The sequence below is a fragment of the Streptomyces sp. NK15101 genome (genome assembly GCF_020400725.1).
Taxonomy (GTDB): Bacteria; Actinomycetota; Actinomycetes; order Streptomycetales; family Streptomycetaceae; genus Streptomyces.
Genome location: NZ_JAINVG010000056.1, coordinates 23,488 through 49,768, shown reverse-complemented (window position 1 = coordinate 49,768; position 26,281 = coordinate 23,488). Strand labels below are relative to the sequence as shown.

Genomic DNA, 26,281 nt, shown 5'->3' with positions numbered 1-26,281 from the left:
CCCCCCTCTCTCCCCACCCGCCGTCCTCCCGACGGGGGGACCCCCCCCGGGGGGGAGACGAAGAAGTCCTTCACCCGCCGGTCCCAGCCGCTCATGCAGATGACGAAGCCGCTGATGAGGAAGAAGAACTCCACGCCGAGATAGCCGTAGGAGGCGAGGGGGAAGGCGGTGGGGAAGAGGTCCTCGACCGGCGTCGGCCAGCCTTCCCCGAAGGCCAGGTAGTGGTAGGCGACCACCATGAGGGCGGCGGCGAGGCGCAGACCGTCGAGGGCGTGGAGACGTCCGCGCCCCCTGCTCACGGGGACCGTCGTGAGGCGCGGGGGGCTCCCGGGTTCGAGGGATGCCGGAGCGGCAGGCGCTGTCTGGTCGAGCAAGGGGCATCCCACCTGGATATGCAGTCGCAAATCTCGTTCGGGGCGAGAGCATAGGGGCGGTTTCGGGAGCCTTACAAAAGCGCTCGGAAGCGTGACGCCCTTCACATTGGAAGGGGTTCGGCAAGGTTCGCTCCGGCGAAATCCCTGTACAAGGGCACCATGCTCGCCTCCCGTCGACCGCGGTCCCGCCGCCGCTCCTCGCGGTCTCCTCGCGAACGTTTCGCGATCTTCACCGAACGGTCGTCCGATCCCCCCACGAACGAAGACCGGTCACCCGCTCCCGCCGCGCGAGCCCCGGACGCGCCCCCGGAACCGCGCTCGGCCCGGGAAGCGCGGAACCCCCGGCCGTCCGGCCGGGGGTTCCGTCGCGTCGCGCTCGCTCAGACGCCGATCTTCTGCTTGACCTGCGCGAGGCTCGGGTTCGTCAGGGTGGAGCCGTCCGGGAAGAGGACGGTCGGCACCGTCTGGTTGCCGCCGTTGGCCTTCTCGACGAACGAGGCCGAATCCGGGTCCTGCTCGATGTTGATCTCCGTGTACGCGATGCCCTCGCGGTCCATCTGGCTCTTCAGCCGACGGCAGTAGCCGCACCACGTGGTGCTGTACATCGTCACAGTGCCCTGCATGGCCAGGCGCTCCTCTTGTTCGCGGACGGGTGCCGAGAGGGAGAACGTACGCCCTCCCGGCGCCATTCCCGGAATTCGTATGACCGGCGTCTCCCCCCTGTGGACGGGCCGCCGCACCGGCCTCGGCGACCTGGCAGCATGGCGGGGTGACAGCAGCAACGCACTCCACTCTCTTCCCGCAGGTCCCGGAGACGGCCGACGCGGTGCTCGACGGGCTCGACCCCGAGCAGCGCGAGGTCGCCCTTGCCCTGAGCGGCCCGGTGTGCGTCCTCGCGGGAGCCGGGACGGGCAAGACGCGGGCCATCACCCACCGCATCGCGTACGGGGTGCGGGCCGGCATCCTGCAGCCCGCCAGCGTGCTGGCCGTCACGTTCACCAACCGTGCCGCGGGCGAGATGCGCGGCCGGCTCCGACAGCTCGGCGCGGGCGGCGTCCAGGCCCGCACGTTCCACTCCGCGGCCCTCCGACAGCTCCAGTTCTTCTGGCCGAAAGCAGTCGGTGGCGAGCTGCCCCGCCTCCTGGAGCGCAAGGTCCAGCTGGTCGCCGAGGCCGCGGCCCGCTGCCGGATCCGGCTCGACCGAAACGAGCTCAGGGACGTGACCGGCGAGATCGAGTGGGCCAAGGTCACCCAGACCGTCCCCGCCGACTACCCGGCCGCCGTCGCCAAGTCCGTCAGGGACGCCCCCCGCGACCCGGCCGAGATCGGCCAGATCTATGCCATGTACGAGCAGCTGAAGCGCGACCGCTCGGTGATCGACTTCGAGGACGTGCTGCTGCTCACCGTCGGGATCCTCCAGGACCGGCACGACATCGCCGACCAGATCCGCCGCCAGTACCAGCACTTCGTGGTGGACGAGTACCAGGACGTCTCCCCGCTCCAGCAGCGGCTGCTCGACCTGTGGCTCGGCGACCGCGACAACCTCTGCGTCGTCGGCGACGCCGGCCAGACGATCTACTCCTTCACCGGTGCCACCCCCGACCACCTGCTGAACTTCCGCACCCGGCACCCGGCCGCCACCGTCGTCAAGCTGGTCCGCGACTACCGCTCCACCCCGCAGGTCGTGCACCTGGCGAACGGGCTGCTCGGCCAGGCCCGCGGCCGGGCCGCCGAGCACCGCCTGGAGCTGATCTCCCAGCGCGACCCCGGCCCCGAGCCGGTCTACGCGGAGTACGCCGACGAGCCCGCCGAGGCCGAGGGCACCGCCCGCCGCATCCGCGACCTCATCGCCGCCGGCGTCCCCGCCGGAGAGATCGCCGTCCTCTACCGGATCAACGCCCAGTCCGAGGTGTACGAGCAGGCCCTCGCCGACGCCGGAGTGCCCTACCAGCTCCGCGGCGCCGAGCGCTTCTTCGAGCGCCAGGAGGTGCGGGAGGCGGGCATCGCCCTGCGCGGCGCCGCCCGCGCCGGGGCCAACGACTCGCTCCTCGACGACGCCGAGGACCTCCCCGCCCAGGTCAGGGCCGTCCTCTCCACCAAGGGCTGGACCAGTGAGCCGCCCGCCGGCTCCGGCGCCGTCCGCGACCGCTGGGAGTCCCTCGCCGCCCTCGTCCGGCTCGCCGAGGACTTCGTCCGCGCCAAGCCCGGGGCCACCCTCTCCGACCTGGTCGCCGAGCTCGACGAGCGGGCCGCCGCCCAGCACGCCCCGACCGTCCAGGGCGTCACCCTCGCCTCGCTGCACGCGGCCAAGGGCCTCGAATGGGACGCCGTCTTCCTGGTCGGCCTCACCGAGGGCATGCTGCCGATCACCTACGCCAAGACGGACGAGCAGGTCGAGGAGGAGCGGCGCCTGCTGTACGTGGGCGTCACCCGGGCCCGGGTCCACCTCACGCTCTCCTGGGCGCTCTCCCGCTCCCCGGGCGGCCGGCCCGGCCGGCGCCCCAGCCGCTTCCTCCAGGGCCTGCGGCCCGGCTCGGGCTCCCTCGGCACCGTCGGCTCCGGCGGCGCCTCCGGCTCCGTCGAGCGGGGGAGCGGCCTGCGCCGGCGGGGGCCCCGCGGCCCCGTCCTGTGCCGGGTCTGCGGCGCGACCCTCACCGAGGCCGGCGCGATGAAGCTGATGCGCTGCGAGGACTGCCCCTCGGACATGGACGAGGGCCTGTACGAGCGACTGCGGGAGTGGCGGTCGGAACAGGCCAGGCAGCTCGGCCAGCCCGCCTATTGCGTGTTCACCGACAAGACGCTCATGGCGATCGCCGAGCGGGTCCCCGCCACCGACGGAGAGCTCGCCTCGATCTCCGGCGTCGGCGTCCGCAAGCTGGACCGCTTCGGAGCCGAGGTCCTGGCCATCTGCGCAGGTGAGGACGGTGGCACGGACGAGGGCGAAGTCTGAGGAAAACTCGTCGGAAAAATAGTTTGCGCCCGCCCCGTCAAGCCCCATAGGTTCTTAACCACGGAAACGGCGGCTTCTTCGAAGCCCTGTCTTCGTGCTGTACTTGTCCAAATAAACATGAGGGTCCGGCTCGCACCCGAGCCCTCCGAGACGCCGAGAGGAGGCGATTCCAGTGATCAGCTACACCATCCAGACCAGCACCGCCGGCACCGTCGGCTTCGTCGGCACGGCCAAAATGACCGATCGCTCGGTCGTCTCCGCCTGCTCGCTCGGCCTCTCCGCCTCGGCTCTCATTGGCACCGGTCTGCCCGTCGCCGGCCTTCCCGTCACCGGTTTCTCCGGTCTCGGTCTGGTCGCCGCGGAGCGGCGCAATGAGCGACCGACCAAGGCACTGGAAGCAGGAGTAGCAGGCAAGGCCACGGCCTATGGCTTTGCGGCGACCGGTGCCGGAACCCAGCAGCAGACGACGACGCACCACCACATGATGTGGGCCTTCCGTGGGCTCGAACCCTGGAGTGATCCAGCCTGATCCATGATCAGGCCGGCGCCTTCAGGGCCGCGGAACCCCACCCGGGATCCGCGGCCCTTCTGTTTGTCCTCGAACGGGGACGACGGCGCGAAGGGGCCTCGGGAAAGACACCACCCGGTACCAGCCGAAACCCCGGCCAACAGGCCGGAACGACCAGACGAGGAAAGACCACCGTGCAACTCGAAGCGCACGCCCCGTCCGTACCGCATTCCGAATCGATCCCCCTGCCCGGCCTCACGGAGGACCCCGCTTTGACCCCCCTCACCGCGCTCACCGCGCTCGACGACGCCATCGAGAACCTCGGCGTACCCGTCCCCTGTCGCGCCTACGACCCCGAGGTCTTCTTCGCGGAGTCCCCGGCCGACGTCGAGTACGCGAAGTCCCTCTGCCGGACCTGCCCGCTCGTGGCCGCCTGCCTCGCCGGCGCCAAGGAGCGCCGCGAGCCCTGGGGCGTCTGGGGTGGCGAGCTCTTCGTCCAGGGCGTGGTCGTCGCCCGCAAGCGGCCCCGTGGCCGCCCGCGCAAGAACCCGGTCGCGGCATGAGCGCCACCGGAACCATCGACCGCCCCCTCACGCACGATCCCCAGAAGCAGGCCCCGATGACCTCTTCCACCAGCGAGCCCGTCGGCTCCGCGACCCCGGTTTTCTCCCCCGCCGCCGCGCACACCGCGCGTCAGAACAGGACCCGTGAAATGCAACTCGCCCCAGAAGCCCTGGCCCGTGCCCATATGCACGAGCGACAGCGTGAGGCCGACGCGGAACGCCAGGCCGCGCGCCTGGTCGCCGCCCGGCGCATGCAGCGTCGCGCCGAGCGCGTCTCGCTGCGCGCCCGCCGCGCGCTCGCCATGGCCGTCATGAACTGAGCGTCTCCGTGATGCCCTCGCGGGGGCCGGTCCGAACGGACCGGCCCCCGCGGTGCGTTGCTCGCACCGTGCCCCCGCCCCGCGTTATCGTCACCAGGGTGAACGAAGCCCGCGTCCCCCAGGAGCCCGTCTCCTGCGCCCGCTGCGGCAGGACCGCCGACCCCCTCCCGGTGACCTGGACCTGCTCCGTCGAGAACGGCCGCCGCGAGTACTTCTGCGAGGAGTGCGCCCGCGCCAACATCCGCTCCATCGAGGGCCGCCTCGACTCCTCCTGGTGGTGATCCCCGCCCGCCCCGTCGCGGGCGCCGCGGGCGGCGCCTGCCGGGCCCGGGCTCCCGCGCCTGGACCCGCACCCGCACCCGTGTGATGGACTCCCCCGATGGCAGCCCTCACAGATCGCCTCCTGCGCGCACTCGAACGGTTCAACGCCGCCCACCCCTGGGACCACAACGCCCACTACCACCGGTGGATCCTGAGGCAGCTGCCGCGCCGCGTCGACCGTGCCCTGGACGTCGGCTGCGGCAGCGGTGACCTCGCCCGGCTCCTCGCCGGCCGTGCCACGGCCGTCCGTGCCGTCGACGCCGACCCGGCGATCGTCGCCCGTGCCCGCGCGCTCACCGCCCCGGTCGCCCCGGTGTCCTTCGACGTCGCGGACGCCCTCGCCGACACCGGTGACGACGGTGACTACGCCGCCGTCACCTGCGTGGCGACCCTCCACCACCTGCCGCTCGCCCCGGCCCTCCAGCGGTTCAGGGACCGGCTGGCCCCCGGCGGAACCCTGGTCGTCCTCGGGCTTTCCCGCCCCGACACCGTCGGGGACCACCTCCTCGGCCTCCTCGCGATCCCCCTGAACGCGGCCACCGGGTGGCTCAGGAACCGGGGCCGCCCGGCGCCCCGGCCCGTGGCCATGACCGCCGCGACCCGCGACGCCGAGGAGACCCTCGCCGAGATCACCCTCGTCGCCCGGCGGGTCCTCCCCGGCGCCCGGATCCGCCGCCGCCTCTACTGGCGCTACACCCTCGTGTGGCGCAAGCCCGCCCCGAACTCCTAGGCGGGGTGCGGGTCCTCGAAGCCCGGCAGCCACTCGGCGAGCTCGTCCCGCAGCCGCACCGTCGCGTTCAGCTGGCAGAGCACCCCGATGGTGCTCAACGTCACACGGTGTATCAGCAGGTACGAGGGCGGCAGGTTCAGCTGCTTGCCCAACTGGTGGGCGGGGGAGCGGGGGTCGGCGATCCGGGCCGCCTGGGTGCGCATCCAGCCACGGGTGAAGGCGAAGGACTCCACCTCGGCCGGCTCGATGATCGGCAGCAGGTACTCCAGGACCGCGTCCGGGTCGAGCGCGACGGACTCCTTCACGAAGCCCTCCTCGCACAGCAGCTCGTAGACGGTCTCCGCCTCGCCCGCGACCGTCATCCGCAGACAGGTGCCGATCGTCTCCGGCAGCCCGCCCGGCAGCCGGTCCACGGTGCCGAAGTCGAGGACGCCGAGCCGCCAGCCCTCCGGCCCCTCGTCCTCGCCGCCCGGCAGCAGCCGGAAGTTCCCCGGATGCGGGTCGGCGTGCAGCAGCCCCGTGCGCGCGGGGCCGGAGAAGAGGAAGCGGGCGAGGAGCTGGCCCGCCCGGTCCCGCTGCGCCTCCGTGCCGTCCGCGATCACCTCCGCGAGCGGCACCCCGTCCATCCACTCGGTCACGAGGATCTGCTCCGACTGGTGCACCACCGCGGGCACCACCACGTCGGGATCGTCCGCGAACTCCTCCGCGTGGATCCGCTGCGCCTCCGCCTCCAGGGCGTAGTCCAGCTCCTCGGAGACCCGGTCCCGCATCTCGGCGATCAGCGGCTTGATGTCCATGCCCGGGATCAGCGGACCGAGCAGCCGGGCGAAGCGGCTCAACTGCGTCAGGTCCGAGAGCAGCGCCTCCCCGGCGCCCGGGTACTGCACCTTCACCGCGACCTCGCGGCCGTCGTGCCACACGGCCCGGTGCACCTGCCCGATCGAGGCCGCCGCCGCGGGCTTGTCCTCGAACTCGAGGAACAGCTCCCGCCATTCGGCCCCGAGCCGCTCCTCCAGGACCGTGTGCACCGTGCGCGTCGGCATCGGCGGCGCCGCGTCCTGAAGCTTGGTCAGGGCCGCCCGGTACGGCCCGGCGACCTCCTCCGGCAGGGCCGACTCGAAGACGGACAGGGCCTGCCCGAACTTCATGGCCCCGCCCTTGAGCTCGCCGAGCACCTTGAACAGCTGCTCCGCCGTGCGCTGCTGGAGCTCGCGGGCGACCAGCTCCGCCGATCTGCCGCCGATCCGCTTGCCAAGACCCCAGGTGGCCCGGCCCGCGAAGCCCAGTGGCAACGCGGCCAACTTGGCGGTCCGGGTGACCGCCTTCCGGGGAAGATCAGACATGCGCCCCTCCAAAACCCAGACTGCCGTGCCGCGCAGGGCCGTTACCCCGCCATTGTGTCGTGCGCTTCCCCGGCCGCCGAGGCGCGCTCCCCTTCTCCTCCCCGCGCCGCCCCGCAGGGGCAGGCCGGGTGCGGTCTCAGCCGCTCCGCCCGCCACTCGAGCAGCGGCAGCGACGCCTCCCAGCGGGTGCCCGTGCTCGCCGGGAGGTCCCCGTCCAGAAAGGCCAGCGCGTGCGCGGCGGCCAGCCCGGCGACCGCCGTGGCCAGGCCGAGGTCGCAGGCGGGCAGCGGATGCGGGGCGCCGGAGCGCCACTGGGCGAGCAGCCGGGGCGTCACCGGCTCCCGGTCCGCCCGCTCCTCCTGGAGGCACCGCGCGCAGGCCGTGCCGCCGGGCAGCACGAGCGGCCCGACCGTCCCCGTCGCCTCCAGGACACCCGCGTACAGATGAGGGGTGCCGGTGGAGATCCACGGCTCGGCGGGGAGCGGATCGGGGACGTACGCGCCGAGCCCGTCCCGCGGCGTCACCACGACGAGTGACAGCCCGGGCTCGCCCGCCAGTTCACCCGGGCCGCCCCGACCGCCCCGGCGGCGCGATCCGCCGGTTCCACCGGCACCGACACGTCCGCCGGACCCACCGGCCCCGCCGGGTCCGTCAGGCCCGCCCGGTCCGCCGGGCCCGGCTCCCGTCCGCGCCCCGCGCCCCGGTTCCCGTGTCCAGCGGTTGACCAGGCGGCGGGCCGCCGTCGCGCGGCGCTCGCCGACGGACTCGGCGGGCAGCCCGCCCGGGGCCGTCTCCCAGGGCTCGACCCGGCCCGAGTCGAGGACCTCGACCGAACCGACGCCCGCCGCGGCGAGCAGGGACGCCACCGTCGTCCCCACCCGCCCCGCGCCCCGGACCTGGACGCGCAGGGCCCGCCGGGCCGCCAGGGTCCGCGCCGCCCGCTCCGGCCCCGGGTGCACCACGGAAAGGGAGGCCAGGTCCGCGCGGAGCGGATCGAGGGCCACGTCCACCGCCCCGGCGGCCGGACCCGTCTTCCCCGGCCGCCCGGTCGCGGCGTCCGTGAGGAGTCCGGCCGACTCCAGCCGGCCCAGGAGCCCCTCCAGGCGTCCGTCCGGCAGGCCGAGCGCCCGTGCCTCGGCCCGCAGCAGCGCGGTCCCGCGGGTGCCGTCGAGCAGCCCGAGCACCGCCCCCGTCACCTGGTCGACCGGGTCGAGCACCACCGCGTGCGCGGGGGCGACGCCGAACTGCACGCACTGCAGACTCCGCCACGCCCGCCGCAACGCCGGTTTCACCATCGGATGCATTTCCCCGCCCCCGTCCGTCCCCATGTCCGTCCTCGACGTCCGTCCTCGCCCGTGACCGCATTCATGATCGACAACGGCATTCCGCCGCCCCGAAGTGAGAATGCCCCGCCGCCGTGCCGGTCGCCGAAAGTTGTCCACAGACCAGGGGGATTAGTCATTCAAATGGTGCGCGGTGGGGTCGGATCGTTCCGAAACCGCTCCCGGGCGGGACTTCCCCCGCCGCCGGCGGGTAACGTCGGGGCCGTGCCCGCCGACCCACAGCGCAGCGTGACCAGTGAACCGCCCCGCGGGGCGGGAACGAGCGCGGTCGAGGTCCGCAGAAGCCCGCGGCGGCGGAGAACCGTCTCGGCCTACCGCGAGGGCGACCGGACCGTCGTGCTCATCCCGGCCCGCATGTCGGAGGCGGAGGAGCGCCGCTGGGTGGGCGTCATGCTGGACAAGCTCGCCGCCCAGGAGAGCCGGAGCGTCCTCGGCGACCGTGAGCTCGCCGAGCGCGCCCTGCGCCTCTCGGAGCAGTACTTCGACGGCCGGGCCCGCCCCGGCTCCGTCCGCTGGGTGACCAACCAGAACACCCGCTGGGGCTCCTGCACGCCCTCCGAGGGCAGCATCCGCCTCTCCCACCGGCTCCAGGGCATGCCCGAGTACGTCGTCGACTACGTCCTCCTGCACGAGCTGGCACACCTCCTCGTCCCCGGTCACGGGCCGCGGTTCTGGCGGCTCCTGGAGGCGTACCCCCGCACCGAGCGGGCGCGCGGCTACCTGGAGGGCGTGGTCGCCGCCGGGCGCCTGCCGCACCTTCCGGCCGCCGACGAGGAGTGACGGCGCCGCCACGCGCGCGGGCGCCTGTTTCCCGATTCCGTACCGAAAAGGACCTGGCCTGTCTCAATGTCGTGCCCAGCGGTTAGCCTGGCGCGAGCATTCGCCATTCGGGATGGGGGACGGTCGTTACGCATGGCCAGGGAATTCCAACGCGGCCACAAGGCCAAGATCAGTGATCTGACCGCGGGGACCGATCTGTACGTCGGTGTGCAGATCGCGGCCCCCGGACTGACTTTCGACATCAGCTGCTTCGGACTCGACGCGGACGAGCGGCTCTCCGACGACCGGTACTTCGTCTTCTTCAACCAGCCGAAGTCGCCCGAGGAGTCCATCCAGCTGCTCGGCGCGCAGTCCGGTGACACCGAGTCGTTCCGCGTCACCCTCGACCGCATCCCCGCGCACATCCACAAGCTGTCGTTCACCGCGACGATCGACGGCGCCGGCCAGATGTCCCAGGTCGGCCCCGGTCACCTGCGGATCGTGGCGGGCGGCGAGGAGGTCGCGCGCTACGCGTTCACGGGCGCGGAGTTCTCCACCGAACGCGCGGTGATGCTCGGCGACTTCTACCTCAAGGACGTGTGGCGGTTCGCCGCCGTCGGCCAGGGCTTCGACGGAGGCCTGGAGGCGCTCCTGCGGAACTTCGGCGGCGAGGTCGCCGAGGACGAGCCGGCCGCCGCCCCGCCGCAGCAGGCCGCGACCCCCGGCTTCGCCCCGCCGCCGCAGGCGGCGGCGCCCCCGGCCTTCGGTGCCCCCGCCGCGCCCGCCCCGGCCCCCGCGCCCGCGTTCGGCGCCCCGCAGGCCCCGCAGGCGCCCGTCCCGCCCGCGCCGCCGGTCCACACGGCGCCCACGATGGTGGCGCCCATGGCCCCGGCGCCCGTGCCGCCGCCCGCCCCGGCCCCCGCCCCGTACGGGCAGCCGCCGCAGCAGCCGCAGTACGGCCAGGTCCCGGGCCAGCCTCCCGGCCAGTACCCGGGCCAGGTCCCGGCCCAGCCCCCCGGCCAGTACCCCGGTCAGGGCCAGCCGCCGCAGGCCCCCTACGGGCAGGCCGCGCCCGCCCCGTACGGGCAGCAGCCGCCGGCGTACGGGCAGCAGCCCGGCGTCCCGCAGGGCGTGCCGGCGACCGGAGCGGGGCTCGCCGCCGCGCTCGCGCCGTACAAGGAGACCCCCACCGGCACCCGTTGGACCCCGCAGAACCAGCAGCTCATGCGGGTCGACCTCGCCATGGGCGGCGTGCCCGTCCTCGCCCGGCAGGGCTCCATGGTCATGTACCAGGGCAAGGTCGACTTCGGCTACAAGGGCGCGGGCTTCGCCGGCCGGATCGTCGGCAACGCCACCGGCCAGGAGATGCAGCTCATGCGCTGCACCGGCCGCGGCCAGGTCTTCCTCGCCGAGGACGGCGCCCATCTGCACCCGATCGAGCTCCAGGGCGACGGCATCTGCGTCTCCGCCGAGAACGTCCTCGCGTTCGACGAGTCCCTGCAGTACGAGGTCCGCCGCATCGAGGGCCACGGCATCCCCGGCGGCGCCCTGTTCACCATGCAGTTCCAGGGCACCGGCACCGTCGTCGTGAAGACGCACGGCATCCCCGTCGTCCTGCCCGTCACGCCGACCACCTTCGCCGACTGCAACGCCGTCGTCGCCTGGTCGTCCGCGTCCCAGGTCATCCTCTCCAGCCAGGTGCGGCTCCGCCGCAACGCCTACCCGGGCCACAGCGGGGAGACCGTGAACCTCCAGTTCCGGGGAGCCCCCGGCAACTTCATCGTCGTCCAGCCCTACGAGGTCTAGAGGGAGCCCGTCATGAACCAGCAACTCGCGGGCTACGCCCCGACCCCCGTCGCGGCCCGGATGGAGAACCACGGCCGCACCATGCTCAAGGTCGCCATGGCCTCCGGCCAGGACCTGTACGCCCGGACCGGCTCGATGGTCGCCTACGAGGGCTTCATCACCTACGAGCCCAACCCGCCCGCCGTCCGCCAGGTCGCCCAGCAGTGGGCCACCGGCGAGGGCGCGCCCATCATGAAGTGCTCCGGCGACGGACTGCTCTACCTCGCCGACTACGGCGCCGACGTCGTCGTCATCAACCTCCAGAACGACTCGATCTCGGTGAACGGCACCAACGTGCTCGCCTTCGACGCCCACCTCCAGTGGGGCGTCGAACGGGTCAAGGGGCTCGCCAAGTTCGCCGGCCAGGGCCTGTTCAACGTGGAGATCGCCGGCACCGGCTGGGTCGCGCTCACCTCGCGCGGCACGCCGATCGTCGTCGACTGCGGCCGCGGCGAGGACGAGACGTACGTCGACCCCGACGCGCTCGTCGCCTGGTCGCCCGCGCTCAAGGTCAAGGGCAAGCGCAGCTTCAAGGCTTCCTCCCTCATCGGGCGGGGCAGCGGCGAGGCATACCAGATGGCCTTCTCGGGCCAGGGCATCGTCGTCGTACAGCCGAGCGAGGACAGCACCGACCGCCTGCGGATCCGGGGCTGAGGGGGAGCGAGAACACACCATGCAGAGCCCGCTTTTCAACCACGCCGAACAGCAGAGCCAGGAGCGGTACGTCGTCCAGAACCCGCAGCTCCTGCGGGTCAGCCTGACCGGCCAGGACGACGTCCTCGCCCGCAAGGGCGCCATGGTCGCGTACCAGGGCCTCGTCGACTTCGACGGCGAGTACCAGACGCCGAGCCAGCGGCGGGCCCGCGCCCGCACCGGTGAGGGCCTGGACCTGATGCGCTGCTCCGGCCAGGGCACGGTCTACTTCGCCAACCTCGCCCAGTACGTCCACATCGTGGAGGTCGAGCAGGAGGGCCTGACCGTCGACAGCGCCTACGTCCTGGCGCTCGACTCGACCCTCCACACCGAGGTCATCGCCGTCGACAGCCAGTACGGCATCTCCGGCTCCGGCAAGTACCAGCTCAACATCTCCGGCCGCGGCAAGGTCGCCCTGATGACCTCGGGGCAGCCGCTGATGATGCAGGTCACGCCCGAGAAGTACGTCAGCGTCGACGCGGACGCGATCGTCGCCTGGTCCACCGGACTGCGCGTCCAGATGCAGGCGCAGACGACCAACTCCAGCATCCGCCGCCGCCGCGGCGACACGGGCGAGGGCTGGGAGCTCAGCTTCCTCGGCCAGGGCTTCGCGCTCGTCCAGCCGAGCGAGGTCATGCCCCCGCAGCACGCGGCCATCGGGCAGGGCATCGCCGCCCAGTTCGGCGCCGGCCAGCACGGCTCCCACGCCCAGAACCAGAACAACGCCTGGAACTGAGCACACGTGAGGGGCCGGTCGCCGTGGCGACCGGCCCCTCACCGCTGTCCGTCACGCCAGTCGCGCCAGCGTGCCCTTCAGGAGCTCGACCACCGAGGTGTCGGCCACCGAGGCCACCTCGTCGTACGCGAACCAGCGCAGGTCCAGTGACTCGTCACTGATCTCCGCCACCGCGTCCGCCGGGGCGAGCGCCGCGTACTGCACGTCCAGGTGCCAGTGGCAGGGCGCCGGGATCGGGTGCCGGTCCAGCCGCACCGGACCGCCCGGCAGCAGGCCGAGGCCCGCGATGCCGGACTCCTCGGTCGCCTCGCGCAGCGCCGCCGCCTCCACCGTCGGGTCGCCCGGCTCGCAGTGGCCGCCCATCTGGAGCCACATGCCCAGCTTCTTGTGCAGGGTCAGGAGGACCCGCCCCCGCGAAGGGTCGATCACCAGCGCGCTGGAGGTCAGATGCCCGGCCTCGCAGGGCTTGTACATGCCGTCCTGATGCCGGGCGAGATGGTCCAGGTAGACATCGCGCAGCTCCGGCTGGTCCTCGTACCCCTTCAGGACGAGGACCGCGTCGTCGTGCAGGGTCACTCCTTGCCGTCCCCGTCTTCCGGCGCGTCGCCCCTGGCCGCCTCGCCGAGCATCTTGTCCAGCTCGGAGAAGTCGAGGTGCTCGCGGTGCACGAAGCCGTCCGGGTCGTCCAGGTCCGTCGCCGTCGGCAGCATGTCCGGGTGCTCCCACAGCGCGTCCCGGCCGTCGACCCCGCGCGCGTCCGTGAGCGAGGCCCACAGGCGCGCCGCGTCCCGCAGTCGCCGCGGCCGCAGCTCCAGACCGATCAGGGTCGCGAAGGTCTGCTCGGCGGGACCGCCCGAGGCCCGGCGCCGGCGCAGCGTCTCGCGCAGCGCGTCCGCCGAGGTCAGCCGGGCCTTCGCGGCCTCGTGGACCACCGCGTCCACCCAGCCCTCGACCAGCGCGAGCGCCGTCTCCAGACGGGCCAGGGCCGCCTTCTGCTCCGGGGTGTCCTCCGGCTGGAACATGCCCTGCTGGAGCGCCTCCTGCAGCTGCTCCGGGTGCGTCGGGTCGAGCTGCCCGACGGCCTCCTCCAGCTTCGAGGTGTCGACCTTGATCCCGCGCGCGTACCCCTCGACCGCGCCGAAGAGGTGCGCCCGCAGCCACGGCACGTGCGCGAAGAGGCGCTGGTGCGCGGCCTCGCGCAGGGCCAGGTAGAGCCGCACCTCGTCCGAGGGCACGCCCAGGTCCTTGCCGAAGGCCTCGATGTTCAGCGGCAGCAGCGCGGCACGCCCGGCCGGGCCCAGCGGCAGACCGACGTCCGTCGAGCCGACGACCTCACCGGCGAGCGCGCCCACGGCCTGCCCGATCTGCTGGCCGAACATGGCCCCGCCCATGGAGCGCATCATGCCGATCAGCGGGCCGGCCATGGCCTGCATCTCCTGCGGCAGGACGTCGCCCATCGCCGAGCCGACCCGCTCGGCGACCGGGTCCACCAGCTGCTGCCACGCCGGCAGCGTCGCCTCGACCCACTCGGCACGGCTCCACGCGACGGCCGTGCCCGCGCCGGAGGGCAGCGAGGTGACCTGGTCCAGCCAGAGGTCGGCCAGGCGCACGGCCTCCTCGACCGCCGACTTCTCGGCCGGGCCCACGCTGGCGTCCTTGGTGCCGTCGGCGGTGCCCTGGGCCACCACCTGGCGCGCGATCTGCTTGGCCATGTCCCAGTTCACGGGACCACCCGAGTGGCTCAGCATCTGCCCGAGCTGCTGGAAGGCCGCGCCCAGGTCGTTGGGGTTCAGGGAGCCGAACATCGCGGCGAACGGATTGTCCGCGCCGCCGGGACCGCCCATGCCCGGCAGCCCGCCGAAGCCGAAGGGGTTCGCGCCGAACGGGTTGCCACCGGACCCCTGGCCACCTCCGGCGGGGTCCTTCTTCTTGCCCTCGTCGCCGTTCTCCGGCTCCTCCGGCGGAAGGCCGAATCCGAATGGGGTGTCACTCACAGGTTTCCTCGGCTCGTAGGGCCGCCGGCCTCCTGCCGACGGCGACTGCCCGACCAGGGCCTGTCCAGACAGGCCCCGCACACCACCAGCGTAGACATCCGGGCCGGAAATGGGCTCGGTGCTCCGCCGGGCCGTGCCCTGCGGCAGGATGGACGCCACCTGGTCCGTACGCGTCATGCGCGTGCGTACTGAAGACAACCGCTGGAGACGCCCGGTGAGTTCCCCAGATCCACAGGTTCGCGGAGCGCGAAACCACTCAACCCGGTCCGCCGTGCGCGGCCCCGTCGTCGCGGTCACCGGCGCCGCTTCCGGTGTCGGTGACCTGCTCACCAGGCGCCTCGCCGCCTCCGACGAGGTCAAGCGGGTCGTCGCCATCGACGAGCGCCGCGGCGAGGTCGACGAGGCGCAGTGGCACATCCTCGACGTGCGCGATCCGGCCATCGCCGAGAAGCTGCGCGGCGCGGACGTCGTCGTCCACCTCGCCGTCGACCTCGACCTGGAGACCGACCCCGCCGCCCGGACGGCCTACAACGTGCGCGGCACGCAGACCGTGCTCACCGCCGCCGCCGCGGCCGGCGTCCACCGGGTGGTGCTCTGCACCTCCACCATGGTCTACGGCGCCCTGCCCGACAACGACATCCCGCTCTCCGAGGACGCCGAGCTCAGGGCGACGGCGGAGGCCACCGGCGTCGGCGACATGCTGGAGATCGAGCGCCTCGGCCGCCGCGCCCCCCGCGCGCACCCCGGCCTGAACGTCACCGTCGTCCGCCCGGCCGTCCTCGTGGGCGGTACGGACACGGCGCTGACCCGCTACTTCGAGTCGCCCCGGCTGCTCGTCGTCGCCGGCTCCCGGCCCACCTGGCAGTTCTGCCACGTCGAGGACCTGGTGAGCGCACTGGAGTACGCGGCCCTGGAGAAGGTCGACGGGGAGCTCGCGGTCGGCTGCGAGGGCTGGCTCGAACAGGAGGAGGTCGAGGAGCTCTCCGGGATCCGGCGCATGGAGCTGCCCTCCGCCGTCGCCCTCGGCACGGCGGCCCGCCTCCACCGGATCGGGCTCACCCCGTCCCCGGCGGGCGACCTCGCGTACACCATGCACCCCTGGGTGGTGAGCGTCGGACGCCTGCACGACGCCGGCTGGCGCCCCAAGTGGACGAACGAGGAGGTCCTCGCCGCGCTCCTGGAGGAGGTCGAGGGCCGTCACACGGTCGCCGGCCGCCGCCTGGGCCGCAAGGACGCCACGGCGGCCGGTGCGGCCGGTGCGACGGTGGCGCTGCTCGGCACGGCGGCCCTGGTGCGGCAGATGCGGAAACGGCGCGGTCTGTAGCCCTCCGGCTTGTAGGACCCTCCTACGGGGGGTCCCGTCCACAGGCTGAAAGGTCCCTTACCGGATGCCGGAGCCGTACGGCACCATGGGCTCATGGCGCAGACGCACGACCACCCCGGCGAGCAGGCGGCGGACGACCCGATCAAGCTGCTCGCGATCCGTGACACCCCGCTCTCGGTCGACGAGGTCTTCCGGGCCGTCGGCGACGACGCCGCCGGCGGCACCACCCTCTTCGTCGGCACCGTGCGCAACCACGACGGCGGCGCGGACGTCGACGCGCTGGGCTACTCCTGTCACCCGACCGCCGAGGCGGAGCTGCGCCGCGTCGCCGAGAAGGTCGTCGCGAACTACCCGGTCCGTGCCCTGGCCGCCGTGCACCGCGTCGGCGACCTGCGCGTCGGCGACCTCGCGGTCGTCGTCGCCGTCTCCTGTCCCCACCGCGGCGAGGCCTTCGAGGCCTGCCGGAAGCTCATCGACGACCTCAAGCACGAGGTCCCCATCTGGAAGCACCAGAAGTTCTCGGACGGCACCGAGGAGTGGGTCGGGGCCTGCTGAGCCTCCGCCCCGTGCCCGGCGGTCCCTCCCCGGCCGGGGGCCGGCGGAGGGCCGGGACCCGTCGGACGACGGCAAGGCGGCGCGCCGACAGGGTGTAGTCGAACGCCCGATTTGCGTAACCGGCCCCCAAGGGCGAGCGTTGACCTCACAGATGAGACAGTCTGCTGATCAACTCACTGGGGATGGGAGGTCGGGATGGCAGCGCTGGCCTGGTTGCTGATTCCGCTTTTCGCAGTCGTCGGCGCGGCGATATGGGGAAGCTGGGCTTCGAGGAACAAGACCATAGGCGACGTGGCGGAACTCGCCGGCTATGCGCGCTTCCGGGACGCCATGGAGCGGTCCCACACCGCGATCACCGATTCCGCTCGTGAGGAGCGCGAACCGGCCGCGACGGCCTCCGCCGTCACCACGTCGCCGTCCGGCTGACGCGGAGCGGTCTCGTACGGACCGCCCCAGGGGTGCACCCACAGACGAGTCCCGTACTGTCGTTCCATGCCACGCCGCACCGCGACGATGCTCGCCTCCACCCTGGTCCTGATCTGTCTGCTCATCGCGGGCGTTCTGATCCCGGTGCCCTACGCGGAGATGAGCCCGGGTCCCACGGTCAACACCCTCGGCGAGGCCAGGGGGGAACCGGTCCTCCGGATCTCCGGACGCAAGACCTACCCGACCGACGGCCACCTCAACATGACGACGGTCCGCGTCACCAGCGCGGACTACAGGATGAACGCCGTCGAGGCCGTCTACGGATGGCTGGCCCACGACAACGTGGTGGTGCCGCACGACACCCTCTACCCGGACGGGAAGACCGAGGAGGAGTCGAGCCAGGAGAACGCCGAGGAGTTCACCCAGTCCCAGGAGAGCGCCAAGGTGGCGGCCCTCGGGGAGCTGGGCATCCCGGTGGTCGCCCGGGTCGTCGTCGCGACCGTCGTCAAGGGCGCCCCGGCGGAGGGCAAGCTGCACGCCGGGGACGTCATCAAGGCCGTCGACGGCGTGCCGGTCAAGGAGCAGGGCGACGTCGCCAAGCAGGTGACGAAGCGGAAGCCCGGCCAGGACGTCGTGTTCACGATCGTCCCGGCCAAGGAGGCGGCCGCCGCCGAGAAGGCCCACAAGGAGCCCACCGTCACCCGGAAGGTGGTCATCACGACGACCACGTCGGAGGAGGGCGACCGGGCCGTCGTCGGCATCCAGGCCGGCACCGACCACGTCTTCCCGTTCACGATCGACATCAACCTGGCCGACGTCGGCGGCCCGAGCGCCGGTCTGATGTTCGCCCTCGGCATCGTCGACAAGCTCACCCCGGAGAGCCTCACCGACGGCCGGTTCATCGCCGGCACCGGCACCATCGACGACAAGGGCGAGGTCGGTCCGATCGGCGGCATCGAGATGAAGCTGGTCGGCGCGCGGAACGCGGGCGCCGAGTACTTCCTCACCCCGGCCGACAACTGCGAGGCGGCCGCCGCCGACACGCCCGACGGGCTCACCCTGATCAAGGTCGGCACCATCGACGATGCCACGAAGTCGCTGGAGAAGCTCCGCGCGGGCGACACGAAGTCGCTGCCGAGCTGCTCGAAGAGCTGAGCGCACGCGCGTACGAGGAGGGGCGCCCCGTCATCGACGGGGCGCCCCTCCTCGTACGCGGGCGCGGCGCTCTCGGAGCCCCACCCGGACGGCTCAGCCCTCGAAGGTCGCCGCCAGCGCCTCGGCGAGGCCCGGCACCAGGTCGGGGCCGGTCAGCACCTCGGTCGGGGAGTCCTTCTCGCGCAGCCGGATCGCCGCCTCGCGGGTGCCGTTCCGCAGCACCGCCACGGTCATCCGGACCTCCTGGCGGTCCGGGTGCCCGGCGACCCACTTGGCGAGCTGCTTCTCGTTCAGGCCCTGCGGGACCTGGGCCTCGGCCGACGGGGGCAGCATGAGCCGCTCCACGGTCAGGGCGCAGCCGGCCACGGCGTCGGGCCAGGCGATCGTGCCGAGGAACTCGTCGAGGGCCTTGCCGCGCGGCAGCTTGTCCTGCTCGATCGGGGTGTAGGAGGTGGCGTCGTCGCCCAGGCCGAGCTGGGAGGCGAGCTTGGGTTCCTGGGCGCGCAGCCGTGCGGTGTCGACCAGGGCGAACAGGCGGGCGGGCTGGTCCCAGCCGAGGCCCGAGGCGTACTCGTCGATCTCGAGCACCGCGCGGGTGAGGGGGCTCGCGGCCATCGCCGGGCCGGAGGGGGAAAGGTTGGACATGACCAATATCCTGCCTCCTCTTCCCCGGAAGGCGGGAACTAGGTAAAGCCTCAGTAAGTTGCATCAGTGGGCTCTACGATCGCGGGGCCTGCTTTCAGACGCATCAACATCGAGGGGCGCACGTTGGCTTTCCAGATGCCGGACCGTGGCCAAGGCCCGTCCGGGCCGAGGGTGAGAGTCGGCCGGCCGTCCCGGCGGGCCCGCACCCTGCTCATGACACTCGGGGTGCTGGCCGTCCTCGCCATGGCGTTCGTGATGTTCGCCGGGTTCTGGACGGACTGGCTCTGGTACCGCTCGGTCGAGTACTCGTCCGTCTTCACCACCACCCTGTGGACCAAGATCGGTCTCTTCCTGGTCTTCGGCCTGCTGATGGGGCTCGCCGTCGGCTTCAACGTCTGGCTGGCGTACCGGCTGCGGCCGCCGCTCAGCGCGATGTCGTTGGAGCAGCAGAGCCTCGACCGGTACCGGATGGGCCTGGCCCCCTTCAAGAAGTGGGTGCTGCTCGCGGTCACCGCCCTGGTGGCCCTGATCGCGGGCGCCTCCGCGTCCGGCCAGTGGCGCACCTGGCTCATGTGGGTCAACGGAGTGAAGTTCGGCCAGAAGGACCCGCAGTTCGGGCTCGACGTGTCGTTCTACGCCTTCGACCTGCCCTGGTACCGCTTCCTCCTCGCGTTCGGCTTCGCCGCCGCCGTCCTGTCGCTGGTCGCCGCCGCGCTCACGCACTACCTGTACGGCGGGCTGCGGATCACCAGCCCGGGGGCGCGCGCCACCGCCGCCGCGACCGGGCACCTCTCGGTGCTGCTCGGCCTCTTCGTCGCGCTCAAGGCCGTGGCGTACTGGCTCGACCGGTACGGCCTGGCGGTGAAGTCGAGCGACTTCAAGGCGACGGGCAACTGGACGGGCCTGCGGTACGTCGACGCCAACGCGTACCTGCCGGCGAAGACGATCCTGTTCTGCATCGCCGTCATCTGCGCGCTGCTGTTCTTCGCGACGCTCTGGCGCCGCACCTGGCAGCTGCCGGTGATCGGCTTCGGCCTGATGGTCCTCTCCGCGATCCTGATCGGCGGCCTGTACCCGGCCATCGTGCAGAAGTTCCAGGTCCAGCCGAACGAGCAGGCCAAGGAAGCGCCGTACATCCAGAAGAACATCGACGCGACCCGCAAGGCATACGCGATCGACGGGACGAAGCCCGAGAACTACTCGGGCAAGTCGACGGTCAAGGCCAAGGACAAGCTGCGGGCGGACGCCGACACGGCGGCCGGCTACCGCCTCCTCGACCCGAACATCGTGTCGCCGACGTTCCAGCAGCTGGAGCAGAAGCGGAAGTACTACCAGTTCCCGACCACCCTGGACGTGGACCGCTACGCCGGCAAGGACACCGTCGTCGGCCTGCGCGAGCTGAACATCCGGGGCATCCCGAAGCGGAACTGGATCAACGACCACTTCACCTACACCCACGGCTTCGGCGCGATCATGGCCTCGGGCACGCAGACGGACGCCAACGGCTCCCCGGTCTTCACCGAGTCCGGACTGCCGACGACCGGTTCGCTCGGCACGTACCAGCAGCGGATCTACTACGGCGAGAAGACCGACCAGTACTCGATCGTGGGCGGCCCGCAGAAGGAGCTGGACTACGAGGAGAACGGCGAGAAGACCACCAGCTACAAGGAGAAGAGCGGCGTCAGCCTCTCCAGCACCTTCAACCGCGCCGCGTACGCGGTGGCCTTCAGCGAGCCGCAGATCCTCTACTCGGGAGCCATCGGCGAGGGCTCGCGGATCCTCTACAACCGCACGCCCAAGGAGCGCGTCGAGGCCGTCGCGCCCTGGCTGACCATCGACGGCGACGCCTACCCGGCGGTCGTCGACGGCCGGATCCAGTGGATCGTCGACGCCTACACGACGACCAACGGCTACCCGTACGCCTCGCGCACCACGCTCGGCGACACCACGGCCGACTCGCTGACCGTCGGCAACCAGCAGCGCACGGTCGTCGCCCAGCAGAACCAGGTCAACTACATCCGCAACTCGGTCAAGGCCACCGTCGACGCCTACGACGGCACGGTGAAGCTCTACCAGTGGGACACCCAGGACCCGGTCCTGAAGACCTGGATGAAGGCCTTCCCGGACACCGTCAAGCCGAAGTCCGAGATCAAGGGCGACCTGCTCGCACACCTGCGCTACCCGCAGGACATGTTCAAGGTGCAGCGCGAGCTGCTGACGCGCTATCACGTCACCGACCCCGCGCAGTTCTACAGCGGTTCGGACGCCTGGCAGGTGCCGGACGACCCGACCAACAAGGACGGCAACGCGGTCCCGCCGTACTACCTGAACATGAAGATGCCCGGGGACACGGCGCAGCGCTTCTCGCTGACGACGACGTTCACGCCGAACGGGCGGCCCAACCTGGGCGGCTTCATGGCGGTCGACGCCGACGCCACCAGCAAGGAGTACGGCCGGCTGAGGCTGCTGCGGGTCACCGAGGACGTGCCGGGCCCGGTCCAGGTGCAGAGCAAGCTCAACGGTCTGCCCTCCGTGGCCACCTTCGTGCGGGACATGAAGGGCGCCGACTCCGACATCCAGTACGGCAACCTGCTGACCGTGCCGCTCGACGGCGGGTTCCTGTACGTGGAGCCGGTGTACGCCCAGGGACGCAACGCGCTCTACCCGCTCCTGAAGAAGGTCGCGGTGTCGTACGTGGACGCGGACCAGCCGGACGGTGACACGACCAAGGACACCACGGTGTTCGAGGACAACCTCACCGAGGCGCTCAACGCGGTCTTCGGGGTGGAGGCGCCCAACCCGCCGACGACCCCGCCGGGCACCACGCAGCCGCCCGGCACGACCCAGCCGCCCGCTTCGAACGACGCGGCCCTGCAGCAGGCCATCGCCGACGCCCAGAAGGCGTACGACGCGGGCGAGGCCGCTCTGCAGAAGGGCGACTGGGCGGCGTACGGCAAGGCCCAGGAGGACCTCCAGGCGGCGCTCCAGAAGGCCGCGGAGGCCGGGGCGAAGCTCAAGAAGCCGGGGTCAGGCGGCTGACCTGAGGTTTTCCGTCCCCGCGTCGTGATACTGTGGTTTCACCGACGCGGGGTGGAGCAGCTCGGTAGCTCGCTGGGCTCATAACCCAGAGGTCGCAGGTTCAAATCCTGTCCCCGCTACTCAGAGGACAAGGGCCCGGATCCATAAGGATCCGGGCCCTTGTCGTGTGTCGACGTGCCGGGGGGTGCCGAAGAGCGGTAGGGAAGGGGCGAGTTGGCGTGAGTCGTGTTTGACTTGTCTCTCTGTGGGCATGTCGACAAAACGCTGAGTGACCTCACTGGCTGCGGTATACCAGGTGTGCTCGGGTTGCGGGTGGTGCGACGATGGTATTTATGGGGGACAGGGCAACTCTGTTGGAGACAGGGCGGTTTGTGCAGCGGCACGCCAGAAACGCCGCGGACGAGATCATCGAGGCAGTGGGGGCCGTCGATGCGGTCGTCGGCACCACCGCCGAGACCGACGCCGAGAACGAGACCGAGACCGAGGTCGAGGCCCGGCACCGGCGGGCCGCCGAGCGCGGTGACCTCGCCTCGATGAGCGCGCTCGGCGCACTGCTGCTGCGTCGCGGCGACCTCGACGGCGCCGAGCCGTACCTGCGCGCCGCCACCGCCGAGGGGGACCGGGCCGCCGCCAACAACCTGGGCGTCCTGCTCCACCAGCGCGGATACCCCGACGAGGCGGCCGGCTGGTGGCGGGTCGCCGCCGTCGCCGGTTCCGCCCCCGCCGCCCACGCCCTGGGCCGCCACCACCGCGAGCGCGGCGACGAGCCGGCCGCCGAGTACTGGCTCCGCCAGGCCGCCGAGCAGGGTCACGCCCTCGGCGCGTACGCCCTCGCCGACCTCCTGGAGCACCGCAGCGACGTCGGCGCCGAGCGCTGGCTGCGCGCCGCCGCCGAGCAGGGCCACCGCGAGGCCGCCTACCGCCTCGCCCTCGCCCTGGAGCGCCGCGCCACCGAGACCACCCGCGGGCCGCACGAGACCGGCACCCGGCTCCGCACCCCGGGCGCCAGGGCGGGCGTGCCCTCCGGCGCGGCCGTGACCGGCACCGCGGTCGCCGTTCCCGGGCAGCCTGCCGGCGAGGGCGCGGGAGAGGCCGCCGAGGCCGAGCAGTGGTTCCGGCAGGCCGCCGCGCGCGGCCACCGGCGGGCCGCGCTCCACCTGGGCGCCATCCTGGAGCACCGCGGCGAGCTCAAGGAGGCCGGCCGCTGGTACCTCAGCTCCGCCAAGGAGGGCGAGGCGAAGGCCGCCTGCGCCCTCGGCTTCCTGCTCCGCGACGCGGGCGACGAGGAGAGCGCCGCCGTGTGGTGGCTGCGGGCCGCCCAGGACGGCGACGGCAACGCCGCCAACGCCCTCGGCGCCCTGCACGCCGCCCGGGGCGAGCAGCAGACCGCCGAGCGCTGGTACCGGGCCGCCATGGACGCCGGCGACGTGAACGGCGCCTACAACCTCGGGCTGCTCTGCGCCGCCCAGGACCGCATCCCGCAGGCCGAGCAGTGGTACCGGCGCGCCGCCTACGCGGGTCACCGCGAGGCCGCCAACGCGCTCGCCGTCCTGCTCCTCCAGGCCGGCGACGCCAACGGCGCCGAGCCCTGGTTCTCCAAGGCCGCCGAGGCCGGCAGCGTGGACGCCGCCTTCAACCTGGGCATCCTCCACGCCGGCCGCGGCGACGACCGCACGGCGCTGGTCTGGTACGAGCGGGCCGCGGCCGCCGGGCACACCGAGGCCGCCCTCCAGGTCGGCATCGCCGCCCTGCGGGACGGTGACGAGCAGACCGCCGAGCGGCACCTGCGGTGCGCGGCCGGGGGCGGCAGCGCCGAGGCCGCCTTCCGGCTCGCCTCGGTGCTCGACGCGCGTCGCCCCGAGCCCGGCCCCGCCGTGCTCGGGGCGCCCCGCGAGGAGAAGTCCGAGTGCGAGGAGTGGTACGAGCGGGCCGCCCAGCAGGGGCACCGGCGTGCCCAGGTGCGGGTCGGGATGCTCGCCGCCGGGCGGGGCGACCTGGCCGAGGCCGACCGCTGGTACCGCGAGGCCGCCGAGGCGGGCAGCCGCAACGGCGCCTTCAACCTCGGCCTGCTCCTCGCCCGCGAGGGCAGCGAGCGGGAGGCGGCCCTCTGGTGGACCCGGGCGGCCCGGGCCGGCCACGGCCGCGCCGCGCTCCGGCTCGCGCTGCTCGCGGCGCGCCGGGGGGAGCTCACCGAGGGGCGTCGCTGGTGCGATCGCGCGGTGGAGCTGGGCCCGGCGGAGGTCGCCGAGCGGGCGGCCCGGCTGAGCGAGGCGCTGCACCAGGAGCTCACGGCGTAGCGGGGTGCCGAGCGTTAACGGATTTGCGCTGGTGACGGGGGTCCCGTAGGGTTGGGTTCACCGACGCGGGGTGGAGCAGCTCGGTAGCTCGCTGGGCTCATAACCCAGAGGTCGCAGGTTCAAATCCTGTCCCCGCTACTCAGTAGCACCGAAGGCCCGGATCCAGTCACTGGATCCGGGCCTTCGGCGTTCCCGCGTGCCCCGGGACACGGAGAGGCCCCCGCCGGAGCGGGGGCCTCCTCGGTGCGTCGTCAGGCCGTCGCGGCACAGTTCGGGCAGATGCCCCGGTAGGTGACCTCGACGTTCGAGATCGTGAAGCCGAAGCGCTCGGTGTCCGGGAGGTCCGCCAGCGGGTCGCCGGCCGGGTGCACGTCGCGGATCGCGCCGCAGCGGCCGCAGACCAGGTGCTGGTGGGGCCGGTGGGCGTTGGGGTCGTACCGCTTGGCGCGGCCGTCGGTGGCGACCTCGATGACCTCGCCGAGGGTGACCATCTCGCCCAGCGTGTTGTACACGGTCGCGCGGGAGATCTCGGGCAGCTTCGCCACCGCGCGGGCGTGGACCTCGTCGGCGGTCAGGTGCACATGATCCCCGTCGAGGACCTCGGCCACGACGCGGCGCTGCGCGGTCATCCGCCAGCCGCGTCCGCGCAGTCGTTCCAACAGGTCACTCATGGGAGCCAGGGTAACAGCCGGGAACAAGATCCCGAACGTATGTGACTTTGGACCTCAACTTGACTTGGACATTGTCCAATGTAGGATCTGGGCAGGCACTGGCCGAGGGCTCGTTCGAGGGTCCGGCCGGGAGACAGGACTCGCAGGGATGACGCAGGAGGCGCACGTGACGCAGGGACCGCTCACCACGGAGGCCGGGGCTCCGGTCGCCGACAACCAGAACAGCGAGACCGCGGGCGTCGGCGGTCCGGTCCTCGTCCAGGACCAGCTCCTCCTGGAGAAGCTCGCCCACTTCAACCGCGAGCGCATCCCGGAGCGCGTGGTGCACGCGCGCGGCGCGGGCGCCTACGGCACCTTCACGGTGACCCGTGACGTCACGCGGTGGACGCGCGCCAAGTTCCTCTCCGAGGTCGGCAAGGAGACCGAGACCTTCCTGCGCTTCTCCACCGTCGCGGGCAGCCTCGGCGCGGCGGACGCGGTACGCGACCCCCGCGGCTGGGCGCTGAAGTTCTACACCGAGGAGGGGAACTACGACCTCGTCGGCAACAACACCCCGGTGTTCTTCATCAGGGACGCCATCAAGTTCCCCGACTTCATCCACACCCAGAAGCGCGACCCGTACACCGGCTCGCAGGAGGCGGACAACGTCTGGGACTTCTGGGGCCTCTCCCCGGAGTCGACCCACCAGGTCACCTGGCTCTTCGGCGACCGCGGCATCCCCGCCTCGTACCGCCACATGAACGGCTACGGCTCGCACACGTTCCAGTGGAACAACGAGGCCGGCGAGGTCTTCTGGGTCAAGTACCACTTCAAGACCGACCAGGGCATCAAGAACCTCACCCAGGACGAGGCCAACCGGCTCGCCGGCGAGGACCCGGACTCGCACCAGCGCGACCTGCGCGAGGCCATCGAGCGCGGCGACTTCCCGAGCTGGACCGTGCAGGTCCAGATCATGCCCGCGGCCGACGCGGCGAACTACCGCTTCAACCCGTTCGACCTCACCAAGGTGTGGCCGCACGCCGACTACCCGCCGATCGAGATCGGCAAGCTGGAGCTCAACCGCAACCCGGAGAACATCTTCGCCGAGGTCGAGCAGTCGATCTTCAGCCCCGCGCACTTCGTGCCGGGCATCGGACCCTCCCCGGACAAGATGCTCCAGGGTCGCCTCTTCGCCTACGGCGACGCCCACCGCTACCGCGTCGGCATCAACGCCGACCACCTGCCGGTGAACCGCCCGCACGCCACCGAGGCGCGCACCCACGCGCGTGACGGCTTCCTCTACGACGGCCGCCACAAGGGCGCGAAGAACTACGAGCCGAACAGCTTCGGCGGTCCGCACCAGACGGACCGGCCGCTCTGGGCCGGCTCCCCGGTCACCGGCGTGACCGGCGACCACCCCGCCCCCACGCACGCCGAGGACGACGACTTCGTGCAGGCGGGCGACCTCTACCGCCTGATGTCGGAGGACGAGAAGGGACGTCTCGTCGGGAACCTGGCCGGCTTCATCGCCAAGGTCTCGCGCGACGACATCGCCGAGCGGGCGATCGACAACTTCCGCAAGGCGGACGGTGACTTCGGCAAGCGGCTGGAGGCCGCGGTCCAGGCCCTGCGTGGCTGAGGGCGCTTGCCGTGGGTAGGGGGCGGGCCGGACTTCCGTGAGGAGTCCGGCCCGCCCTCGCGTGCTCCGGGG

At 72.3% G+C, this 26,281-nt stretch carries 25 protein-coding genes and 2 tRNA genes; 19 read left to right on the top strand and 8 right to left on the bottom strand.

The window, feature by feature from the left end; all coding sequences use genetic code 11:
* Nucleotides 1–299: acyltransferase family protein (locus tag K7G60_RS26250; RefSeq protein WP_225803412.1), on the bottom strand; the 299-nt coding region annotated here is incomplete at its 3' end.
* 455 nt (nucleotides 300–754) lie between these two features.
* On the bottom strand, nucleotides 755–997 hold the full coding sequence (locus K7G60_RS26245) for a mycoredoxin (protein ID WP_225803411.1): 243 nt from the start codon (nucleotides 995–997) through the stop codon (nucleotides 755–757).
* 146 nt (nucleotides 998–1,143) lie between these two features.
* On the opposite strand from K7G60_RS26245, the gene K7G60_RS26240 reads away from it, so the two are divergent.
* The 6 genes from K7G60_RS26240 to K7G60_RS26215 all read left to right on the top strand — a co-directional run bounded on the left by K7G60_RS26240 (nucleotide 1,144) and on the right by K7G60_RS26215 (nucleotide 5,766).
* Nucleotides 1,144–3,324, top strand: a complete 2,181-nt coding sequence (locus K7G60_RS26240; protein WP_225803410.1) for an ATP-dependent DNA helicase UvrD2 — start codon at nucleotides 1,144–1,146, stop codon at nucleotides 3,322–3,324.
* Between the two features lie 172 nt (nucleotides 3,325–3,496).
* Nucleotides 3,497–3,853, top strand: a complete 357-nt coding sequence (locus K7G60_RS26235; protein WP_225803409.1) for a hypothetical protein — start codon at nucleotides 3,497–3,499, stop codon at nucleotides 3,851–3,853.
* Between the two features lie 173 nt (nucleotides 3,854–4,026).
* Nucleotides 4,027–4,395 carry a WhiB family transcriptional regulator gene (locus K7G60_RS26230; RefSeq protein WP_225803408.1) on the top strand — a complete coding sequence of 123 codons (369 nt, stop codon included), beginning with the start codon at nucleotides 4,027–4,029 and terminating at the stop codon, nucleotides 4,393–4,395.
* Complete coding sequence (locus K7G60_RS26225) at nucleotides 4,392–4,715, top strand: hypothetical protein (protein WP_225803407.1); 324 nt, start codon at nucleotides 4,392–4,394, stop codon at nucleotides 4,713–4,715. Before K7G60_RS26230 ends, K7G60_RS26225 begins: the two co-directional genes overlap by 4 nt.
* A 98-nt stretch (nucleotides 4,716–4,813) precedes the next feature.
* A complete protein-coding gene (locus K7G60_RS26220; protein ID WP_030688656.1) occupies nucleotides 4,814–4,996 on the top strand; it encodes a hypothetical protein in 183 nt (60 codons plus the stop codon).
* A gap of 98 nt (nucleotides 4,997–5,094) precedes the next feature.
* Nucleotides 5,095–5,766 (top strand): bifunctional 2-polyprenyl-6-hydroxyphenol methylase/3-demethylubiquinol 3-O-methyltransferase UbiG, encoded by a 672-nt coding sequence (locus K7G60_RS26215; RefSeq protein ID WP_225803406.1) that lies wholly within the window; start codon nucleotides 5,095–5,097, stop codon nucleotides 5,764–5,766.
* Here K7G60_RS26215 and K7G60_RS26210 read toward each other — a convergent pair.
* Together K7G60_RS26210 and K7G60_RS26205 are read right to left on the bottom strand one after the other, a co-directional pair.
* On the bottom strand, nucleotides 5,763–7,109 hold the full coding sequence (locus K7G60_RS26210) for an AarF/ABC1/UbiB kinase family protein (protein ID WP_225803405.1): 1,347 nt from the start codon (nucleotides 7,107–7,109) through the stop codon (nucleotides 5,763–5,765). The two genes, K7G60_RS26215 and K7G60_RS26210, sit on opposite strands and share 4 nt — an antisense overlap.
* 41 nt (nucleotides 7,110–7,150) lie before the next feature.
* Nucleotides 7,151–8,413 carry a TOMM precursor leader peptide-binding protein gene (locus tag K7G60_RS26205; RefSeq protein WP_225803404.1) on the bottom strand — a complete coding sequence of 421 codons (1,263 nt, stop codon included), beginning with the start codon at nucleotides 8,411–8,413 and terminating at the stop codon, nucleotides 7,151–7,153.
* 243 nt (nucleotides 8,414–8,656) lie between these two features.
* Between K7G60_RS26205 and K7G60_RS26200 the strand changes: the two genes are divergently transcribed.
* The 4 genes from K7G60_RS26200 to K7G60_RS26185 all read left to right on the top strand — a co-directional run bounded on the left by K7G60_RS26200 (nucleotide 8,657) and on the right by K7G60_RS26185 (nucleotide 12,485).
* Nucleotides 8,657–9,232, top strand: a complete 576-nt coding sequence (locus K7G60_RS26200) for a M48 family metallopeptidase (protein WP_225803403.1) — start codon at nucleotides 8,657–8,659, stop codon at nucleotides 9,230–9,232.
* A 132-nt stretch (nucleotides 9,233–9,364) separates the two neighbouring features.
* On the top strand, nucleotides 9,365–11,017 hold the full coding sequence (locus tag K7G60_RS26195; protein WP_225803402.1) for a TerD family protein: 1,653 nt from the start codon (nucleotides 9,365–9,367) through the stop codon (nucleotides 11,015–11,017).
* A 12-nt stretch (nucleotides 11,018–11,029) separates the two neighbouring features.
* Nucleotides 11,030–11,710, top strand: coding sequence for an AIM24 family protein (locus tag K7G60_RS26190; RefSeq protein ID WP_225803401.1), 681 nt, complete (start codon nucleotides 11,030–11,032; stop codon nucleotides 11,708–11,710).
* Nucleotides 11,711–11,729: 19 nt separating this feature from the next.
* Nucleotides 11,730–12,485 carry an AIM24 family protein gene (locus tag K7G60_RS26185; RefSeq protein ID WP_225803400.1) on the top strand — a complete coding sequence of 252 codons (756 nt, stop codon included), beginning with the start codon at nucleotides 11,730–11,732 and terminating at the stop codon, nucleotides 12,483–12,485.
* Nucleotides 12,486–12,536: 51 nt separating this feature from the next.
* On the opposite strand, the gene K7G60_RS26180 is transcribed toward K7G60_RS26185, so the two are convergent.
* Nucleotides 12,537–13,061 (bottom strand): NUDIX hydrolase, encoded by a 525-nt coding sequence (locus tag K7G60_RS26180; RefSeq protein WP_225803399.1) that lies wholly within the window; start codon nucleotides 13,059–13,061, stop codon nucleotides 12,537–12,539.
* The gene (locus K7G60_RS26175; RefSeq protein WP_225803398.1) at nucleotides 13,058–14,479 is read right to left on the bottom strand and encodes a zinc-dependent metalloprotease; all 1,422 of its coding nucleotides are present in this window, start codon (nucleotides 14,477–14,479) and stop codon (nucleotides 13,058–13,060) included. The genes K7G60_RS26180 and K7G60_RS26175 overlap by 4 nt, the downstream gene beginning before the upstream one ends.
* Nucleotides 14,480–14,693: 214 nt before the next feature.
* Between K7G60_RS26175 and K7G60_RS26170 the strand changes: the two genes are divergently transcribed.
* The 4 genes from K7G60_RS26170 to K7G60_RS26155 all read left to right on the top strand — a co-directional run bounded on the left by K7G60_RS26170 (nucleotide 14,694) and on the right by K7G60_RS26155 (nucleotide 17,939).
* Nucleotides 14,694–15,803 carry an SDR family oxidoreductase gene (locus K7G60_RS26170; RefSeq protein ID WP_225803417.1) on the top strand — a complete coding sequence of 370 codons (1,110 nt, stop codon included), beginning with the start codon at nucleotides 14,694–14,696 and terminating at the stop codon, nucleotides 15,801–15,803.
* A 93-nt stretch (nucleotides 15,804–15,896) separates the two neighbouring features.
* Nucleotides 15,897–16,358 carry a molybdenum cofactor biosynthesis protein MoaE gene (locus K7G60_RS26165; protein WP_123455317.1) on the top strand — a complete coding sequence of 154 codons (462 nt, stop codon included), beginning with the start codon at nucleotides 15,897–15,899 and terminating at the stop codon, nucleotides 16,356–16,358.
* A 195-nt stretch (nucleotides 16,359–16,553) separates the two neighbouring features.
* Nucleotides 16,554–16,784, top strand: coding sequence for a hypothetical protein (locus K7G60_RS26160; protein ID WP_225803397.1), 231 nt, complete (start codon nucleotides 16,554–16,556; stop codon nucleotides 16,782–16,784).
* A gap of 66 nt (nucleotides 16,785–16,850) precedes the next feature.
* Nucleotides 16,851–17,939, top strand: a complete 1,089-nt coding sequence (locus tag K7G60_RS26155) for a PDZ domain-containing protein (RefSeq protein ID WP_225803396.1) — start codon at nucleotides 16,851–16,853, stop codon at nucleotides 17,937–17,939.
* A 93-nt stretch (nucleotides 17,940–18,032) separates the two neighbouring features.
* Here K7G60_RS26155 and K7G60_RS26150 read toward each other — a convergent pair whose 3' ends face one another.
* The gene (locus K7G60_RS26150) at nucleotides 18,033–18,584 is read right to left on the bottom strand and encodes a PPA1309 family protein (protein ID WP_225803395.1); all 552 of its coding nucleotides are present in this window, start codon (nucleotides 18,582–18,584) and stop codon (nucleotides 18,033–18,035) included.
* Between the two features lie 135 nt (nucleotides 18,585–18,719).
* On the opposite strand from K7G60_RS26150, the gene K7G60_RS26145 reads away from it, so the two are divergent.
* From K7G60_RS26145 to K7G60_RS26130, 4 genes are all read left to right on the top strand, one after another.
* The gene (locus K7G60_RS26145) at nucleotides 18,720–21,623 is read left to right on the top strand and encodes a UPF0182 family protein (protein ID WP_225803394.1); all 2,904 of its coding nucleotides are present in this window, start codon (nucleotides 18,720–18,722) and stop codon (nucleotides 21,621–21,623) included.
* Nucleotides 21,624–21,668: 45 nt separating this feature from the next.
* Nucleotides 21,669–21,742 (top strand) — tRNA-Met (locus K7G60_RS26140).
* A gap of 204 nt (nucleotides 21,743–21,946) precedes the next feature.
* On the top strand, nucleotides 21,947–23,920 hold the full coding sequence (locus K7G60_RS26135) for a tetratricopeptide repeat protein (RefSeq protein ID WP_225803393.1): 1,974 nt from the start codon (nucleotides 21,947–21,949) through the stop codon (nucleotides 23,918–23,920).
* A gap of 64 nt (nucleotides 23,921–23,984) precedes the next feature.
* Nucleotides 23,985–24,058 (top strand) — tRNA-Met (locus K7G60_RS26130).
* Nucleotides 24,059–24,171: 113 nt separating this feature from the next.
* Here K7G60_RS26130 and K7G60_RS26125 read toward each other — a convergent pair.
* Nucleotides 24,172–24,591: a Fur family transcriptional regulator gene (locus tag K7G60_RS26125; protein WP_225803392.1), complete on the bottom strand. Its 420-nt coding sequence runs from the start codon at nucleotides 24,589–24,591 to the stop codon at nucleotides 24,172–24,174.
* Between the two features lie 148 nt (nucleotides 24,592–24,739).
* On the opposite strand from K7G60_RS26125, the gene K7G60_RS26120 reads away from it, so the two are divergent.
* Nucleotides 24,740–26,209 (top strand): catalase, encoded by a 1,470-nt coding sequence (locus K7G60_RS26120; RefSeq protein WP_225803391.1) that lies wholly within the window; start codon nucleotides 24,740–24,742, stop codon nucleotides 26,207–26,209.
* Nucleotides 26,210–26,281: the final 72 nt, after the last annotated feature.